Annotated in this window: 21 protein-coding genes; all 21 read left to right on the forward strand. The window is 41.1% G+C overall.

Annotation, left to right across the window (positions count from 1 at the left end):
- The first annotated feature begins 132 nt into the window (after window positions 1-132).
- Window positions 133-1,008, forward strand: coding sequence for a DUF1385 domain-containing protein (locus GX687_06820; GenBank protein HHX97147.1), 876 nt, complete (start codon window positions 133-135; stop codon window positions 1,006-1,008).
- Entirely contained in the window at window positions 1,008-2,090 is a 1,083-nt protein-coding gene (prfA, locus tag GX687_06825; protein HHX97148.1) for a peptide chain release factor 1, read from the forward strand. Before GX687_06820 ends, prfA begins: the two co-directional genes overlap by 1 nt.
- Entirely contained in the window at window positions 2,080-2,925 is an 846-nt protein-coding gene (prmC, locus tag GX687_06830; GenBank protein HHX97149.1) for a peptide chain release factor N(5)-glutamine methyltransferase, read from the forward strand. The genes prfA and prmC overlap by 11 nt, the downstream gene beginning before the upstream one ends.
- Window positions 2,926-2,974: 49 nt before the next feature.
- Window positions 2,975-3,985, forward strand: coding sequence for a threonylcarbamoyl-AMP synthase (locus GX687_06835; protein HHX97150.1), 1,011 nt, complete (start codon window positions 2,975-2,977; stop codon window positions 3,983-3,985).
- Window positions 3,986-3,999: 14 nt separating this feature from the next.
- Window positions 4,000-4,542, forward strand: a complete 543-nt coding sequence (locus tag GX687_06840) for a manganese efflux pump (protein HHX97151.1) — start codon at window positions 4,000-4,002, stop codon at window positions 4,540-4,542.
- Window positions 4,543-4,553: 11 nt separating this feature from the next.
- Window positions 4,554-5,459, forward strand: a complete 906-nt coding sequence (rpiB, locus tag GX687_06845; GenBank protein ID HHX97152.1) for a ribose 5-phosphate isomerase B — start codon at window positions 4,554-4,556, stop codon at window positions 5,457-5,459.
- Window positions 5,460-5,511: 52 nt separating this feature from the next.
- On the forward strand, window positions 5,512-6,753 hold the full coding sequence (locus GX687_06850) for a serine hydroxymethyltransferase (protein ID HHX97153.1): 1,242 nt from the start codon (window positions 5,512-5,514) through the stop codon (window positions 6,751-6,753).
- Between the two features lie 13 nt (window positions 6,754-6,766).
- Window positions 6,767-7,210, forward strand: coding sequence for a cytidine deaminase (locus GX687_06855; protein ID HHX97154.1), 444 nt, complete (start codon window positions 6,767-6,769; stop codon window positions 7,208-7,210).
- An 84-nt stretch (window positions 7,211-7,294) separates the two neighbouring features.
- A complete protein-coding gene (gene wecB, locus GX687_06860; protein HHX97155.1) occupies window positions 7,295-8,470 on the forward strand; it encodes a UDP-N-acetylglucosamine 2-epimerase (non-hydrolyzing) in 1,176 nt (391 codons plus the stop codon).
- A gap of 150 nt (window positions 8,471-8,620) precedes the next feature.
- Entirely contained in the window at window positions 8,621-8,764 is a 144-nt protein-coding gene (locus tag GX687_06865) for an AtpZ/AtpI family protein (protein ID HHX97156.1), read from the forward strand.
- 36 nt (window positions 8,765-8,800) lie between these two features.
- Complete coding sequence (locus tag GX687_06870) at window positions 8,801-9,082, forward strand: hypothetical protein (protein HHX97157.1); 282 nt, start codon at window positions 8,801-8,803, stop codon at window positions 9,080-9,082.
- Window positions 9,083-9,108: 26 nt separating this feature from the next.
- Window positions 9,109-9,822 carry a F0F1 ATP synthase subunit A gene (gene atpB, locus GX687_06875; GenBank protein HHX97158.1) on the forward strand — a complete coding sequence of 238 codons (714 nt, stop codon included), beginning with the start codon at window positions 9,109-9,111 and terminating at the stop codon, window positions 9,820-9,822.
- 75 nt (window positions 9,823-9,897) lie between these two features.
- On the forward strand, window positions 9,898-10,152 hold the full coding sequence (gene atpE / locus GX687_06880) for an ATP synthase F0 subunit C (GenBank protein ID HHX97159.1): 255 nt from the start codon (window positions 9,898-9,900) through the stop codon (window positions 10,150-10,152).
- A gap of 90 nt (window positions 10,153-10,242) precedes the next feature.
- Window positions 10,243-10,728: a F0F1 ATP synthase subunit B gene (gene atpF, locus GX687_06885; protein ID HHX97160.1), complete on the forward strand. Its 486-nt coding sequence runs from the start codon at window positions 10,243-10,245 to the stop codon at window positions 10,726-10,728.
- A complete protein-coding gene (gene atpH, locus GX687_06890; protein HHX97161.1) occupies window positions 10,725-11,291 on the forward strand; it encodes an ATP synthase F1 subunit delta in 567 nt (188 codons plus the stop codon). Before atpF ends, atpH begins: the two co-directional genes overlap by 4 nt.
- Window positions 11,292-12,806: a F0F1 ATP synthase subunit alpha gene (locus GX687_06895; protein ID HHX97162.1), complete on the forward strand. Its 1,515-nt coding sequence runs from the start codon at window positions 11,292-11,294 to the stop codon at window positions 12,804-12,806.
- Window positions 12,807-12,840: 34 nt separating this feature from the next.
- Window positions 12,841-13,704: an ATP synthase F1 subunit gamma gene (gene atpG, locus GX687_06900; protein HHX97163.1), complete on the forward strand. Its 864-nt coding sequence runs from the start codon at window positions 12,841-12,843 to the stop codon at window positions 13,702-13,704.
- A gap of 23 nt (window positions 13,705-13,727) precedes the next feature.
- On the forward strand, window positions 13,728-15,128 hold the full coding sequence (gene atpD / locus GX687_06905; protein HHX97164.1) for a F0F1 ATP synthase subunit beta: 1,401 nt from the start codon (window positions 13,728-13,730) through the stop codon (window positions 15,126-15,128).
- A gap of 1 nt (window position 15,129) precedes the next feature.
- Window positions 15,130-15,546, forward strand: coding sequence for a F0F1 ATP synthase subunit epsilon (locus GX687_06910; protein ID HHX97165.1), 417 nt, complete (start codon window positions 15,130-15,132; stop codon window positions 15,544-15,546).
- 185 nt (window positions 15,547-15,731) lie between these two features.
- Window positions 15,732-17,066: a UDP-N-acetylglucosamine 1-carboxyvinyltransferase gene (gene murA, locus GX687_06915; GenBank protein ID HHX97166.1), complete on the forward strand. Its 1,335-nt coding sequence runs from the start codon at window positions 15,732-15,734 to the stop codon at window positions 17,064-17,066.
- Between the two features lie 66 nt (window positions 17,067-17,132).
- Window positions 17,133-18,054, forward strand: a 922-nt coding sequence (gene spoIID, locus GX687_06920; GenBank protein ID HHX97167.1) for a stage II sporulation protein D, incomplete at its 3' end; no start/stop codon positions are given.

The raw sequence follows: 18,054 nt of genomic DNA on the forward strand, positions 1-18,054 counted from the left end.
TTCGTTGTACCCGAAGTTAAGCCCTTGGACTGTTATATCAAACAGCGGTAGGTTTTATCCGAAACTGGACAGGAAGAACAGGGAAACAAACAGAACTTATAGAGTTTTATAAGGTTTTGGCAACGGCTGCCAATGTCCCAGTATGCTTATGGTGGGCAGGCGGTTATCGAAGGTGTGATGATGCGGGGTGGGCAAAATATGGCGGTGGCTGTACGGCGTGCCTCTGGAGAAATTGTGGAACATTGCGAAAAGGTTGTTTCCTTAACTGAACGGTGGCGAATTTTAAATTTGCCCTTTATTCGCGGTTTCATTCTTTTAGTGGAATCTTTGATTATGGGAGTACAAACTTTGGCTTATTCCGCTAATCAAGTTGTGGAGGAAGTGGGGGAGACTATTTCCCCTTGGGAAATGGCTCTTTCCGTTATGTTTGCTTTGGGAGCAGGGATCATTTTGTTTTTTTTGATCCCGGTCTGGTTGGCCCATTTTCTCACTCCTTATTTGCCTAGTCCGCTATATCAGAATTTGGGTGAAGGTTTTTTGCGTATGTTAATTTTTTTATTGTATGTGCTCATTATTTCCCTTTTACCTGATATTCAAAGGGTTTTTGCTTATCATGGGGCTGAACATAAAGTTATTCATGCTTATGAAGCTGGGGAAGTACTGGTAGTGGAAAATGTACGTAAATATTCAACATTACATCCGCGTTGTGGTACTAGTTTTCTGCTTTTTGTGATGTTAATCAGTATTGTGGTTTTTTCTTTATGTGGTGATTTGTCGCTTGCCATGCGTTTGCTGTCGCGGGTTTTATTGTTACCGGTGATTGCCGGAATTTCTTATGAGTTTTTAAAGTTTACGGGGAAATATCAAAAGGTTTGGTTAATAAGTTGGTTGAGTATTCCAGGTTTATGGCTGCAGAAATTAACTACACGTCAGCCTGATGACCAACAATTAGAAGTAGCTTTATATGCTTTAAAAAAGGTAATGGCTAGTCAAGCAGGTGATCAATAATGTGGAATAAATTAGCTCATTTGGAGCGGCGTTATCAAGAGTTGACACAATTAATTAGTGAACCGGAAATTATTGCCCAGCAAAATAAATGGCAGAAATATATGAAGGAACAGGCCCAATTGGAGGAAATTGTGCAGCTTTATCGGGAATATCGGGATTTGGAGGCTGAAATAAAGGAAAATGAGGGCTTGTTAACTGCTGAAGTAGAAGCCGAGTTCTTAGAATTGGTAAATCAGGAATTGACAGAATTAAAAGCTAAGCAAGCAGTTCTTTTGGAAGAATTAAAAATATTGCTTATCCCTGAGGATCCCCGGGATGAAAAAAATGTAATTTTAGAAATAAGGAGTGGTACTGGGGGTGAAGAGGCAGCTTTGTTTGCCGCCGATTTATTGAAAATGTATACGCGTTATGCTGAAAAAAGGGGTTGGCAAGTGGAAATGCTAGCAGCTAGCTATACTGATCACGGTGGTTTCAAGGAAGTGATTGTTTTAATTAAAGGTCAGGGTGCTTATAGTTGTTTTAAATTTGAAAGTGGTGTTCATCGGGTGCAGAGGGTGCCGGTTACCGAAGCGGGGGGAAGAATTCATACTTCAGCAGCTACCGTGGCTGTACTTCCGGAAGCAGCAGAAGTAGATGTGGAAATAAGTCCCCAGGAGATTCGTGTAGATTTGTTTTGTTCTAGTGGACCTGGCGGACAGTCGGTAAATACTACCCAATCAGCGGTGAGGATTACTCATTTGCCTACTGGGATTGTGGTTTCTTGTCAGGATGAAAAATCACAGCATAAAAATAGGGATAAGGCCATGAAGATTTTGCGTTCGCGGGTTTTGGAGAAAAAAGAGGAAGCACAAATGGGGGAAATTGCTGCAGTGCGGAGGGGAATGGTTGGTAGTGGTGACCGCAGTGAAAGAATTCGTACTTATAATTTCCCACAAGGACGAGTAACTGACCATCGATTAAATTTTACTTCTTATCAATTAGAGTCTGTTTTACAAGGGGAATTAGATGAGTTTATAGAAAAATTAATTACTACAGAGCGGTTGGAAAAATTAAAACAGGTGGCAGGACCAAATGAAGGTTAAAGATGCCCTTAAGTGGGGAAGTGTTTTTTTAAGAAATAATGGTTTTTCTGTATCTGCGGCAGATGAAGAAGCCCGGCTTTTTTTGGCCCGGGCTTCTGCACAAGAAGTTTGGACTTTATTATTGGAACCGGAAAAAAAAATAGCGGCTGAGGTTTGGCACAATTATTTAAGTAATTTACAAAAAAGAGTGCAGGGTGAACCAGTGCATTATCTTTTGGGGGAAAAGGAATTTATGTCTTTGACTTTTCGAGTAGGTCCCCAAGTTTTAATTCCCCGTCAAGATACCGAAGTTTTGGTGGAAAAGGTTTGGGAATTTTTAGAGCCTTGGCCAGAACCTTTAGTTTTAGATCTAGGTACTGGTAGTGGTGTTATTGCCATCAGTCTGGCCTATTATTTACCTAAGGTGCATTTGATTGCTACCGATCTTTCCGCAGCTGCTCTGCAAATTGCTCGTGAAAATGCTCGGAGGCATGGTGTTTTGGAAAGAATCGAGTTTTTAAAGGGTGATCGTTTAGCTCCTTTGGAGCCTGGTCTTAAATTTACGGCTTTGGTTGCTAACCCCCCTTATTTGACTAAGGCGGAAATGGCGGCTTTGGCCCCTGAAGTAAAAAAAGAACCGTCAATGGCTTTATATGGGGGAGTTGATGGTTTGTTTTTTTATCGTTATTTAGCTAAAGTGGGTAAAAACTATTTACAGCCTGAGGGGAAATTGTTTGTGGAAATTGGTTGGCGGCAAGGGCAGGTGGTACAAGCACTTTTTAGAGAAGCTGGTTGGGAAGAAATAGAATTGGTTCATGATTTGGTAGGGCGTGAAAGAGTGGTTGTGGCTGGTTAGGGTCTTTTTTTTCCTGTTAAGGCATAAGGTAAGGAAAGAAGGTGGGGTTTTGCAAACCAAAGTTTGGTCAGTCGCGGTGGAGAAACCTGAAGAAGAAATAATTGCGAAGGCGGCTCAAATAATTAAACAAGGTGGTTTAGTGGCTTTTCCTACGGAAACGGTTTATGGCTTAGGGGCTGATGGTTTTAATGAGACAGCGGTGCAAAGAATTTTTAGAGTAAAAAAAAGACCTTTAAATCAGGCTTTAATTCTTCATTTGGCGGAAAAAGCCGACCTGGAAAAATTAGCTTTTCTCGAGGATGAGCGGGCTTGGAAATTGGCTCATTTTTTCTGGCCAGGGCCTTTGACTTTAGTGCTGCCTAAGAGAGAAGTGGTTCCAGGAATTGTTAGTGGGGGTTTGACTACTGTAGGTTTGAGGATGCCTAATCATCCGGTAGCTTTGGCTTTAATCAGGGCAGTAGGGGTTCCTTTAGCTGCTCCTAGTGCTAATTGTTTTGGTCGGCCTAGTCCTACTAAGGGAGAGCATGTACTGCAGGATTTGGGAGGAAAAATAGAAGCGATTCTAGAGGCTGGTAGTACAAGTTTAGGTCTAGAATCCACAGTTTTAGATTTATCTCAAAAGGTACCTTTAATTTTGCGTTCTGGTGCTATTAGTAAAGAAGAATTGGAGCTTGTTTTAGGTAAAGTTGACAGAAAAGAAGCATCGATAGTAAGTGAGTCTGGCTGTCCACTTAAGGTGATTTTTCTAAAAGGTAATGCCGAAAAAAAAGCGAAGTATCTTAGTACTTATTTGGCTAAAAAACCGTCTGAAAAAATTGCTTTATTATTGACCACGGCCACTTGGGGTTTTTTGGGGGAGGTTCCTGCGGTTTTTTATCAGCGGGATTTAGGTAATCAATTGGAGCAAATTGCACCTTTATTATATGAAGAGTTAAGGAATTGTGAGGCACAAGGTATTGAGGTTGTTTTTACAGAGGCTTATGAGGAAAAAGGATGGGGCCAGGCCTTAATGAGTCGCTTACTCAAATTTACCCAAGGTCAGATCCAGGTGATTGAATAAAAGGAGAGATTAAAATGGGGTTTCCGGCCATTTTATTAATTGCTGTGGCCTTGGGAGCAGATGCTTTTTCCTTGGCATTAGGTATTGGTTTAAAAACGATAACACCGAAAAGGGCTTGGGAAGTAGCTTTAATTATTGGATTGTTTCATGTGTTTATGCCTTTATTAGGTTTGCATTTAGGTGCTGTTTTAGGGCATTTGGTAGGTAATTGGACCGCAGTTTTAGGTGCTTTAATCTTAATTACTATTGGGGCTAATCTTTTTCTGGAAAATTGGGCAGCTGATAGAAAAGTGAAAATTAAGTTTGATTTAACTAATTTTTGGCCACTGGTTTGTTTAGCAGCTAGTGTTAGTGTAGATTCTTTAACTGTAGGTTTGGGACTTGGTTCCCTACAGGTAAACATAGTATTAACAGTGCTCACTATGGGTTTGATGGCTGTGTTAATGACTTTGGCAGGTTTTTTTTGCAGTCATGTTTTAAGTAGAGCTTTGGGACAAAAGGCTGATTTGTGTGCTGGTTTGATTTTAATGCTGATTGGTTTGAAATTGCTTTTTTAAGGGGGAAGCAAATGGCAAAAACAATTCTTTTTGTTTGTACAGGTAATACTTGTCGCAGTCCTATGGCCGCAGTTTTGGCTAATGATTATTTAAAAAAATGGGGTTTTAAGGGACAAGCCTTTTCTGCGGGTTTGGGAGCTGTGCCTAATTTACCGGCAGCCAAACAGGCACAGAAAATTATGGCTGAATGGGGTTTAGATTTAAGTAAGCATCGTTCTCGTGCATTGAATGAGGAATTATGGCAAAAGGCGGATTTGGTTTTAACCATGACTCAAGCTCAAAAAGAATATTTACAGCAGTTGGCTGTTGACAAAAAAGTATTTTTGTTCAAAGAATATGCTCAGGGAGAAAATAAGGATGTAGGGGATCCTTTTGGGGGATCAGAAGAAGTTTATCGAGCTTGTGCTCAAGAATTGGCTGAGGGGATGCCTAAAATAATAAAGCGATTTCGGGGGGAAGATGTAGTGAAAATTGCACTAGGGGCTGATCACGGTGGTTTTCGATTAAAGGAAATCATTAAGGAATGGCTGGCGGAAAATAATTATGAGTTTGAAGATCTAGGGACATTTAGTGAGGAAGCTTGCGATTATCCGGAGATTGCACTGAAGGTAGCTTCTAAGGTGGCAGCTGGTGAATGTCAGCGGGGAATTATTGTTTGCGGCACAGGTATTGGTGTGAGTATCATGGCTAATAAAGTAAGGGGAATTAGGGCAGCTTTATGTCATGATCTTTTTTCGGCTAAAGCCTCACGGGAACATAATCAGGCTAATCTTTTAACTTTAGGGGAACGGGTAATTGGACCGGGATTAGCCTTGGAAATAGTAGCCGTATGGTTAAAAACTCCTTTTGCGGGGGGGAGACATGCTCGCCGGGTAGCTAAAATTATTGATTATGAGAATCAGCGGTTTGACAATTAAGAAGATAGGTTCTAAACTAAGGAGTGTATTAAAGGATTGCGGGGTGGAGTAAATGGATTATGTGAGTAAATATGTAGGATCTGTAGACCCGGTAATAGCTGATTATATTGCTCGGGAGGAAAAAAGGCAGAAAGAGAAAATAGAGTTAATTGCTTCTGAAAACTTTGTTAGTAAAGCGGTAATGGCGGCACAGGGTTCAGTTTTAACTAATAAGTATGCGGAGGGTTATCCGGGTAAGCGTTATTATGGTGGTTGTGAATGGGTAGATGAAGTAGAAGATTTGGCCCGTGAACGTGCTAAAAAGCTTTTCGGTGCGGAACACGCTAATGTACAGCCACATTCCGGAACACAAGCCAATACCGCTGTTTATTTTGCCTTGGTTAATCCTGGAGAAACTATTTTGGGTATGAAATTAAGTCATGGGGGGCATTTGACCCATGGCAGTCCTGTCAATATTTCTGGTAAATATTTTAATTTTGTTTCATATGGAGTTCATGCGGAAACGGAAAGAATTGATTATGATCTTTTGGCTAAAACAGCACGGGAAGTGAAGCCTAAAATGATCGTGGCTGGGGCTAGTGCCTATCCACGGATTATTGATTTTGCCCGGTTGGCGGAAATCTCTATGGAAGTAGGGGCTTTGTTAATGGTGGATATGGCCCATATCGCTGGTTTGGTGGCAGCTGATTTACATCCTAATCCCTGTTCTTTTGCTGATATTGTTACTACTACTACACATAAAACACTGCGGGGGCCGCGAGGTGGTTTGATTTTATGTAAGCAAAAATATGCTCAAACTATTGATAAAGCGATTTTCCCGGGTACTCAGGGGGGTCCCTTGGAACACGTGATTGCAGCTAAGGCGGTAGCTCTGCAGGAAGCCCTTCAGCCAGAATTTGGCGAATATCAACGGCAAATCGTCAAGAATGCACGGGCTTTGGCAGAAAGTTTAATGGAAAAAGGTTATCGTTTGGTTTCTGGTGGTACTGATAACCATTTGTTGTTAATTGATTTAAGGAATAAGGAGCTTACGGGTAAAGAAGCTGAAGAGCTTTTGGATCATGCAGGTATCACTGTAAACAAGAATACTATTCCTTTTGATCCACAGAGCCCTTTTATTACTAGTGGAATTCGAATTGGTACTCCAGCGGTAACAACTCGCGGCATGAAAGAAGCCGAAATGAGAAAAATTGCAGGTTTGATTGATCAGGTACTTTCCTGTCCAGAAAATGTGCACCAGGTTAAAGCTGAGGTGCGCAGATTAACAGCTGCTTTTCCTTTGGTAGCGGAATAAAGGAGTTGGCGTGGTGCGTCCGGCATGGGATGATTATTTTATGGAAATTGCCCAAGTGGTGTCTACGCGTTCTACTTGTTTGCGGCGCCGTGTAGGGGCGATTTTGGTGCAAGATAAACGAATTTTGGCTACTGGCTATAATGGTGTGCCTAGTGGTTTGACTCATTGTGCTGTTGTAGGATGTCTGCGTGAACAATACAAGGTGCCTTCTGGTGAAAGGCATGAACTCTGTCGCGGCTTACATGCAGAGCAAAATGCTATTATTCAATGTGCACTACATGGAGTGAGTTTAAAAGGGGCAACATTATATTCCACGACCAGACCGTGTGTTTTGTGCAGTAAAATGTTGGTTAATGCGGGAATAAGACGGATTGTTTTTCAAGGTTCATATCCAGATGATTTGGCTTTAAAAATCTTGGAGGAAGCTGGTGTGAAATTAGAGGTATTTCAAAGATAAGGGTATTGCCTGCTTTGGTGGTATAATGTATACTGTTTATGTAGGCTTAGTAAGTGGGGAAGGGGTTTGTTAATGCAGCGAGGAATGAAGAAGGTGTTGACAGTATTTGGAACAAGGCCAGAGGCCATTAAAATGGCTCCTTTGGTGAGGGCTTTAAAGGAGGATTCGCGTATTGATTGCCGGGTCGTGGTTACGGCCCAGCACCGGGAAATGTTGGATCAGGTTTTGCGAGTATTTCGTCTTATCCCTGATTATGATTTGGATATCATGCAAGCGGGACAAACCCTTTTTGAAATCACAGTGCGGGCTTTAACCGGATTACAGCAGATTTTTCTTAAGGAAAAGCCAGATCTAGTTTTGGTACATGGTGATACTAGCACTACCTTTATCGGGGCTCTCGCCGCTTATTATTATCAGATTCCTGTAGGACATGTAGAGGCAGGACTGCGTTCAGGTAATAAATATGCACCTTTTCCAGAGGAAATGAATCGGCGTTTAACCGGTGTTTTGGGGGAAATTCATTTTGCTCCTACGAAAACGGCTGCGGAAAATTTACTGCGTGAAGGGCATAATTTGGCTCAAATTTATATTACGGGAAATACGGTCATTGATGCGTTGTTATATACGGTAGAAGAGGATTATCAGTTTTTGCATCCTGTTTTACGAGAAATTGATTTTGAGAATCAGCGGGTAGTGTTATTAACTACTCATCGGCGGGAAAACTGGGGTGAACCTTTACGGGAAACCTACAGAGCTTTAAATGATTTAGTCAAGGAGTTTGAGGATTTAGTAGTTGTTTTCCCTGTGCATAAAAATCCGTTAATTCAGCGGGCTGCGGCCAAAGAATTAGGGGATGTATCAAGAATTAAACTGGTGGAACCATTAGAGTATCAAACTTTTATTAATTTAATGAATAAAGTGGATTTGGTGCTTACTGATTCTGGTGGTCTGCAGGAAGAAGCACCAGCTTTAGGAAAACCGGTATTGGTTTTAAGGGATAATACTGAACGCCCGGAGGCTGTTAAAGCAGGTACCGTAAAAATAGTGGGTACAGAGCGAGCGAGGGTTTATGGGGCGGCTCGGAATTTATTAACTAACAAAACAGCATATCAGCGGATGGCTCAAGCCGTTAATCCTTACGGTGATGGGCAGGCAAGTGAGCGAATTGTAAAAATTTTGCATTATCTCTGGGGTTGGAGTAAAGAAAAACCGCGGGGATATTCTGTGGATTATGCTCTTTCGCGACAAAAAAAGATATAAATTACGAAGGATATGTTTTTATAAATAAATATGGTATACTATTGACGGATTTTGTTGTTTTAGGGAAAAATGAGGGGGGACAATGGGTAAAAAAAAAGAGAGAACAGTGGTTGGGAATATCTTAATATAGCAGTTAGCTTTGGAATCACCTTGGCCTTAACGGTTTATTTACTTTATAAATTAGGCACCTGGTTGGACAACCGTTTAGGTACAGAACCTTGGTTCATGCTTCTCGGTGTCTTTCTTGCGGTAGCAACAGTTTTTCGGCAATTAATCGAAGAATTTTGGGAGTAGCGGAAAGGAAAAAATAAAGAGAAAGTGGTGAATTCAATGCTGTTATGGTTGCTGAAACTGGGAAAAGGATTAGTAGTGGGGTTGATAGGCACCGGGGTGAAGTTAAGTTTTACTAAGCGAGCTTTAGGTAAAGTCGGTGATGATCACGAGCGTTTAAGTGGAGTTTTGGTAAACTGCTATGTTCTCCGTCATGCACTTAATATTGCTTTATTGTTATTGGCGTATTTCTTGTTGGGCAAGGATGTTGTGGTCCTGCTTGGTGTTGCTTTGGGTTTGACGATTCCGGAGTTTATTTTACATTTACGTAAATTATTTTAATTACTAACGGGAAAGGAGGGCACAAAATGTTTGCTACACCTGTATATGCCGCTGCAGATAGTGGAGCGGAACAAGGGGCTGCTTTATTTACACTTTTTGGTTTGGAAGTAACTAGTGTGACTACTACAGCCTGGGGGTTGGCTTTAGTTTTGGCTTTGGTAGGTATTGTGGCTACACGTAAATTGGAACGTATACCTACAAGTCGTTTGCAAGTTGGTGCCGAGTTATTGTTGGATACCTTAATTGGCTTTTTCGGTGATGTAATGGGCAGTGAGGAAAAAGCAAAGCGTTATCTACCTTTATTAGGCACCTTTTTTCTTTTTATATTAATGTGCAACTACTCTGGTTTAATTCCAGGAGTCGGGTTAGTGCCTGGAATGCAAACTCCGACTAGTACACTTAGTGTAACAGCGGCTTTTGCGGCGATTGTCTTTTTCTTTACTCATTATTATGGTTTTAGGGAAAATGGCTGGAGCTATATTAAACATTTTACTGAACCTATTATTCTGCTGTTACCCTTAAATTTATTAGGTGAATTTACCAAGCCGCTTTCACTGTCACTGCGTTTATTCGGTAATATTTATGGTGAGGGAATGGTGGTAGCTGGTCTCTTTTCCATTGTTCCTATTCTTGTGCCTGTGCCTTTGGAATTATTGTCCATGCTTTTAGGCTTTATTCAGGCTCTTGTCTTTACTTTGTTGGCTTCAGTTTACATTGCTTCGGCCACTTCTGAGCCGTAAGCAGGTAGTTTTTAGCTAGGCTGTTTTTTCAAAATTTATCAGGTTTATTATTTTATGAAGGGGGGGAAAATAAGGATGACTGATGCAGGTATACTGGCTATTTGTGCGGCCGTAACTATAATTTTAACTACAGTTACTCCCGGGATTGCACAGGCGAAAGCCACCAGTAAGGCGATGGAAGCTATGAGCCGCCAGCCGGAAGCCGCTGGTGATATGAGAACTTCTTTAATCGTGGCCCTGGCTTTTATGGAAGCCTTAACTATTTACGGTCTTTTAGTTGCGATTTTAATTTTGGGTAAAATTCCAAATTTGGTTGATTTGCTCAGCTAAGGGAGTAAGTCTAGGGGGAGGGGGAGAACGGAGCCTTTTACTCCGTTCATTCCCTTTTGTAACCCTATGATTTAAAGGAAGGTGAAGGAAGTGGGTTTTTCCGTTTCAGATTTAATTTTTGCCATGATCAATTTCCTGGTTTTGTTTGCCATTTTAAATAAATTTGCATTTAAACCTTTATTAAAGGTTATGGATGCTCGTAAAGCAGAAATTAAGCAGGATTTGGAAGAGGCGGCTGAGGCAAATGCTGCAGCCCAGAAGTCTAGGGAAGAATATTTGGCTCAGTTGGAGCGGGCTAAAGAAGATGCTCAGCAAATTATTAATGAGGCTGTCAAAGCCGGAGAAAAAACCAAGGAAGAGATAATTGAACAGGCCCATGAGGAAACAGCACTGATGGTGGACAAAGCCCGGGCCATGATTCAACAAGAAAAAGAAGAGGCTTTGTTAGAACTACGTGATGAAGTATCTACATTGGTTGTGCTGGCTGCTGGTAAATTAGTTGAAGAGGCCTTAGATGAAAAAGAACATGTCCGCTTGGCTCGGAAATGTATTGCGAAGGTAGGGGATGCCTCTTGATTATTTCCGCGGTGCCGCGTCGTTATGCTCAAGCTTTACTAATGATTGCTGTGGAAAATGAAGCTATTGAACAATATGAAACTGAATTAAATCAGTTTCGACGTGCTTTATTGGCTAATCCTTCAATTGAGGAATTATTAAAAGATGCACGGGTTGCACCGGAAAAGAAAAAACGGGCTGTTGATTTTTTAATTGAGGATTTTGCCAGTCCGTTAGTTCGTAATTTTTTATATCTCTTAATTGATAAAAAACGGGAAAAATATGTTTTGGAAGTGGTGGCTGCTTATCAAAAATATGCAGATGAAGCTAGAAATATAATCGAAGCTGAAGTTTGGTCAGTTGTGGAATTGACTAGTAAAGATCGGCGGGATATAAAGCAAAAATTGACCCGTTTGACTGGCAAAAAAATACGTTTGCACAATCATATTGAACCCTCTTTATTGGGTGGTATAAAAATTAAAGTGGGTGATTTGGTTATTGACAGTAGTGTAACCAAAAAACTGGCTTTTTTGAAAGAACATGTCAAGGAAACACGGTTTAAAGAGATTGGGGTGAAGAAGTAAATGAGTATTCGACCTGAGGAAATTAGTAGTATTATTAAACAGCAAATAGAAACGTATGAAGCAAAAACTGAGGTAGCCAAAGTTGGTACAGTTATCCAGGTGGCAGATGGTGTCGCCCGGGTTCATGGTTTAAGTGAAGCTATGTCTGGAGAAATGCTGGAATTTCCCGGCGGAATTTACGGGATGGCTTTAAACTTGGAAGAAGATAATATTGGTTGTGTAATCATGGGTCCTTTTACCGAAATTAAAGAAGGGGATGAAGTAAGACGCACCGGCCGAATTGTACAGGTGCCTGTTGGTGATGCCTTGATTGGCCGGGTGGTTAATGTTTTAGGTCAGCCTTTAGATGGTAAAGGCCCGATCAAGACTAAACAATTTAGACCGATCGAATACCCTGCCCCTGGGGTGGTACAGCGTGAATCGGTAAATGAACCTTTACAAACTGGTTTGAAATCTATTGACTCATTGGTACCTATTGGTAGAGGTCAGCGGGAATTAATTATTGGTGACCGGCAAACTGGTAAAACAGCTCTAGCTGTGGATACAATTATTAATCAAAAGGGACATGATGTGGTTTGTATTTATGTGGCTATCGGGCAAAAAGCTTCCACAGTAGCTGGTGTGGTACACAGGTTAGAGGAAACCGGGGCAATGGAATATACCACGGTGGTGGCTGCCACGGCTAGTGAGCCTGCTCCCATGATTTATATTGCTCCTTATGCTGGTTGTGCCCTGGGAGAAGAATTTATGTACCGTGGTCAGGATGTTTTAGTGGTTTATGATGATCTTTCTAAACAAGCGGTGGCCTATCGTGAATTATCATTATTATTAAGACGTCCACCCGGACGGGAAGCTTATCCGGGAGATGTCTTTTATGTGCATTCTCGCTTATTGGAAAGAGCCGCTAAATTAAATCAAGAACATGGTGGTGGTTCTTTAACTGCACTGCCGATTATTGAAACCCAAGCTGGGGACGTTTCTGCTTATATTCCTACTAACGTGATCTCAATTACTGATGGTCAGATTTTCTTGGAATCAGACTTGTTTTATTCAGGTTTTAGACCAGCTATTAATGTGGGTATTTCAGTTTCCCGGGTAGGGGGTGCGGCCCAGATTAAAGCCATGAAACAGGTAGCTGGTAGTTTGCGTTTGGATTTGGCACAGTATCGGGAATTAGCTGCTTTTGCTCAGTTTGGCTCTGATTTGGATCAGGCTACACAGGCTCGCTTAAATCGCGGTGAAAAAACAATGGAAATTTTGAAACAGGGACAATATGAACCATTACCTGTTGAAGAACAAGTAGTTGTTATTTACTGTGCTGTACACGGCTATTTAGATGATATTGCTTTAGAAAGAATTAAGGCTTTCGAAATTGGCTTTTTGGAATATTTGCGTAAGGAAAAAGCCGAATTCATGGCCAGTTTAAAAGAAAAGCAAGAACTCACCGATGAATTGGAAGAAGAATTAAAAATAGCTATTGAAACCTTTAAGACTTCTTTTCTAGAGGAAAAATAGGTGAGAAGAGGCATGTGGAAAAGGTGGTGAGGAGATGCCCAATGTCCGAGAGATTAGGCGGCGGATGCGGGGTGTAGAAAATATTCAGCAAATCACCCAGGCCATGAAAATGGTAGCAGCTTCCAAATTAAGAAGGACGCAAATGGCAGTGGCTAGATCGCGTCCTTATACACAAAAACTGCAGGGTGTTTTATCAACAGTAATTACTTCTATGGGAGAAATTAACCACCCTTTGTTTGTGGAGAAACCACTAAAAAAAGTATGTTTAGTATTAATTACTGCTGATAAAGGATTGGCCGGTGGGTATAATACACGTGTCCAGAGATTGGCCTTGGAAGAAGCTGAGCGTTATGCTGAGCAAGGGGTTAAAGTAGATTTTCTGGCACTGGGGGAAAAAGGTCGGGCTTATTTAAAGCGCCGGGAACAGGAAATAAAAAAGGTAGTTACGGGAATTAACGATGTGCCCACTTTTGATGAGGCCCAAAAATTAGCTCGCTTTTTGGTGAATATTTATTTAAATGAAGAATATGACCGTATTTATTTAGTTTATCAAGAATTCGTAACTACGGTGCAGCAGCGGCCTATTGTTAAACAGTTTTTACCACTTGTTTACGAAAAAGATGAGACTGCCTTAGAAGAAGAATATATTTATGAACCGTCTCCCCAAGCTGTATTGTCGATTCTGTTGCCGCGTTATATCAATAATTTGGCGTTTCATTTATTGACTGAAACAAAGGCTAGTGAACATGGTGCTCGAATGACAGCCATGACTTCGGCTACAGATAATGCCGAAGAAATGCTTGAAGAACTACGTCTTTCCTACAACCGTTCGCGGCAGGCTAACATTACTCGCGAAATTTCGGAAATTGTCGGTGGGGCAGATGCTTTAGAGGCTTAGATAAATTTGGTGGGGGTGTACAAATGGGAACTACAGGCAAAGTAATTCAGGTAATTGGACCTGTTGTTGATATTGAATTTCCGGTAGGGGAATTACCTGATATTTATCATGCGATTACGGTCACGGAGCAAGAACGAAAGATCAATGTTACTTTAGAGGCAGCACAGCATTTGGGGAATAATGTGGTGCGGTGTGTAGCCATGTCTTCAACTGATGGTTTGCAAAGGGGCATGACTGCCGAAAGTACCGGGCAGCCAATTACTGTTCCCGTCGGTGAAGAAACATTAGGGCGTTTGTTTAATGTGATTGGAGAAACAATAGATGAACTTAAAGAAATAAAGACAAAAGAACGGTGGCCGATACATCGACCAGCACCAGAACTTAAGGATCAAGAACCAGCTACTGAAATTTTAGAAACAGGCATCAAAGTAATTGATTTATTGGCTCCTTATGCCCGGGGTGGAAAAATTGGTCTTTTTGGTGGAGCTGGTGTTGGGAAAACAGTTTTAATTATGGAATTGATTCGTAATATTGCTTATGAGCATGGTGGTTTTTCCGTATTTGCCGGTGTTGGTGAAAGAACCCGGGAAGGAAATGACCTTTGGTGTGAAATGAAGGAATCTGGTGTTTTAGATAAAACTACACTTGTCTTCGGACAAATGAATGAACCACCAGGGGCTAGAATGAGAGTGGGTTTATCTGGTTTAACCATGGCCGAATATTTCCGGGATGTAGCTGGACAAGATGTTCTTTTGTTTATTGATAATATTTTTAGATTTACACAAGCTGGTTCAGAGGTTTCAGCTTTACTAGGTCGGATGCCTTCGGCGGTAGGTTATCAGCCTACTTTGGCTACGGAAATGGGTAATTTGCAAGAAAGAATTACTTCTACGAAAAAAGGTTCTATCACTTCAGTACAAGCTATTTATGTGCCTGCTGATGACTTGACTGACCCAGCTCCGGCAACAACTTTTGCTCACTTAGATGCTACTACGGTACTTTCACGGCAAATTGTGGAATTGGGTATTTATCCGGCGGTTGATCCTTTAGATTCCACTTCTAGAATTTTGGATCCGGTTGTTTTGGGTGAAGAACATTATGAGGTAGCACGCGGTGTACAGCAAATTTTGCAGCGGTATACGGAACTTCAAGATATTATAGCCATTTTGGGTATGGATGAATTATCAGAAGAAGACCGTTTAATTGTTGATCGGGCTCGGAAAATTCAAAGGTTTTTATCACAACCTTTCTTTGTGGCTGAACAGTTTACGGGTACTGCTGGTAAATATGTACCTTTAGGAGAAACTATTCAAGGTTTTAAGGAAATTCTGGAAGGTAAACATGATCATTTGCCCGAACAGGCTTTTTATATGGTGGGTAATATTGAGGAGGTTGTAGCTAAAGCTAAGGAGTTGGAGGGATAATATGACTAAGGTCATGACCCTGGAAGTGATTACCCCGGAAAGGGTATTATTAACGGAAAAAACTAATTTTGTGGTGGCACCAGGTACAGAAGGACCGTTAGGTATTTTATATAATCACGCTCCTTTGATTACCGGTTTATTACCAGGTGTTTTAAAATATGAATCTCAAGGCCGTATGTTCTTTATTGCTGTCAGTAGTGGCTTTATGGAAATTCACGATAACCGCATCGTTATTTTGGCTGATACGGCTGAAAGACCAGATGAAATAGATTTAAATAGGGCTTTGGCGGCCAAGGAACGTGCTGAGAAGCGTTTAATTGAACAGCATCCTGGTTTGGATGTGCAAAGAGCGGAATTGGCTTTAAATCGAGCACTGGCCCGCATTAAAGTGGCTGCTCATCAGCAGGCAGCTTCTTAAAAAAATGTCAGGTAGGCAGGAAAAATGTCTTTGATGGCGAACTTAAACTATGATTGCTTTTGTAGTTGAAGGCAATTAACCTAAAACAGATACGCCATAGTCCCTTAGACTGTGGCGTATCTGTTTTAAGCGGTTTGAAATGGGTAACCTAGTAGAACAACTATATTTATTTTGGAGCGAAGCAAATGAAACTAAGCAGATTTTTTTGTCCAAGTGAAGAAACCAGTAAAATTATTGTTTCCGGGGGTCTTCCTTTAGAAGGTAAGGTAACTATTAGTGGAGCTAAAAATGCGGTCTTGCCAATTATTGTAGCTGCACTTTTGGCTGAAGAGACCTGTGTAATTCAAGATGTGCCACGTTTGGCAGATGTAGAAATTATTTGTGATGTTTTAAGTGAATTAGGAGCTCAAATAAAACTAGAACTAAAGAATTCAGCCTATAATGTAGAAATTAACTGCAGTCAGTTAAATAATTATGAGGCCACTTATGAATATGTTAATAAAATGCGAGCTTCAGTATTGGTAATGGGTCCTTTGTTGGCTCGTTTGGGTAAAGCTAAGATTTCCTTGCCCGGGGGATGTGCGATCGGGACCAGGCCTATTGATTTACACTTAAAAGGTTTAGCGGCCTTAGGTGTGCAAATTAATATGGAACATGGTTATTTATGGGCTGAGGCACCTGTTTTAAAAGGGGCACGTATTTATTTGGATTATCCGAGTGTAGGGGCAACGGAAAATATTATGATGGCTGCAGCTTTGGCTCAAGGTACTACGATCATTGAAAATGCGGCCGAAGAACCGGAAATTGTAGATTTAGCTAATTTTATAAATACTATGGGTGGTAAGATTGTCGGAGCTGGTACTAAAATTATTAAAATTGAAGGGGTAGAAAATTTAGGGGCAGCTGAACATGCCGTTATCCCAGATCGTATTGAGGCCGGCAGTTTTTTGGTGGCTGGGGCCATTTGCCAAGGCGACCTTTTTTTAGATAATTTAATTATTGATCATTTAAAACCGGTGATTGCCAAGCTGCGGGAAGCTGGAGTGGAAATAAAAGAAGCAGGATTAGGTTTACGTGTTTATAGTGAAGGTATACCGAAAGCTTTGGATTTAAAAACACTTCCTTATCCTGGGTTCCCTACGGATTTACAAGCTCAATTTATGGCTTTATTATCATTGGCCCAAGGTACCAGTATTATCACTGAAACTGTATTTGAAAATCGTTTTATGCATGCTGAAGAATTACGCCGCATGGGTGCTGATATTCGTATTGAAGGACGCAGTGCCATTGTAAAAGGTGTGGAAAGATTAACTGGTGCTGAAGTAAAGGCCCCTGATTTGCGTGCAGGAGCAGCTTTGGTGTTAGCTGGTTTGGTAGCTGAAGGTGAAACGGTAATTAGTGATGTTTACCATTTAGATCGCGGTTATGATAATTTTGTGGCTAAATTACGCAGTTTAGGTGCTCAAATTATTAGAGTTAAAGATGGTGAAAAGCCGCTTTATTTAGTGCAAGAAAATTAGGTTCTAAAAAATAAATAAAGACATAGGCTAGTTTTAATAAAGTAGTAAAAAAAAGGACTGGTCAAAATGTCTTTACGATTTATAAAAAGAAGACAGCGTTACCGACTCTTTTTAGCGGGAGCAGGTATGTTGTCTTTTCTTTTGGTTTTATTTTTATTGGGAAGTTGTATGCGGCGCTGTCTTTTGGTGGAAAAAACCCCAGTGATAGAAAATGAATTAAGAATGATTAAACTTTGGGATGAAGCTGCCGGTGAATTGGTGGAAATAGGTTTGGAAGCCTATGTTTTGGGGGTGGTGGCTGCCGAGATGCCCGCTTCTTTTGCTGAGGAGGCTTTAAAGGCACAAGCAGTAGCTGCTCGTACTTATGCTTTAAAACGGCTGCTGGTGCCTGATCCGCGTGTAAAGGCTGTGCATCAGGCCGCTGAGTTAAGTAGTGATCCAGCAGTCAATCAGGCTTGGATTAGTACCGCGGTAATGAAAAAGAGGTGGGGAAAATGGAATTATTTGCGGTACTATAAAAAGGTGGCAGCTGCAGTACAAGAAACACAAGCAGAAGTTTTGCTTTATAATGGTCAGTTGATTGATCCGGTTTATCATGCTTCCTGTGGTGGCCGGCAAACAGAAAATGCGGAAGCAGTTTGGCAGTTCGCTTTTCCTTATTTAAAAGGTGTTCCTTGTACTGGACATCAAGATAAGCATCAGCTTACTAAAATTTCCTTTACTCATCGGGAGGCCCGAGAACTTTTGGGTTTAGCAAAATTAGATAAGATTACTCCTGGACAAAAAAGTTCCACTGGGCGAGTGGAAACTATTGTCCTAAATGGGAAAAGTTTTAGTGGTGCTGAAGTGCGGACAATTTTTAATTTACCTTCCACTAAATTTACTTGCCAATTAGATGCTCAAGGACTTAATTTTAGCTGTAATGGTTATGGACATGGTGTAGGTATGTGTCAATATGGAGCTCAAGATTTGGCCAAGGCTGGTAAAA

The organism is Clostridia bacterium (assembly GCA_012841935.1).
Taxonomy (GTDB): Bacteria; Bacillota; Peptococcia; order DRI-13; family DTU073; genus DUTS01.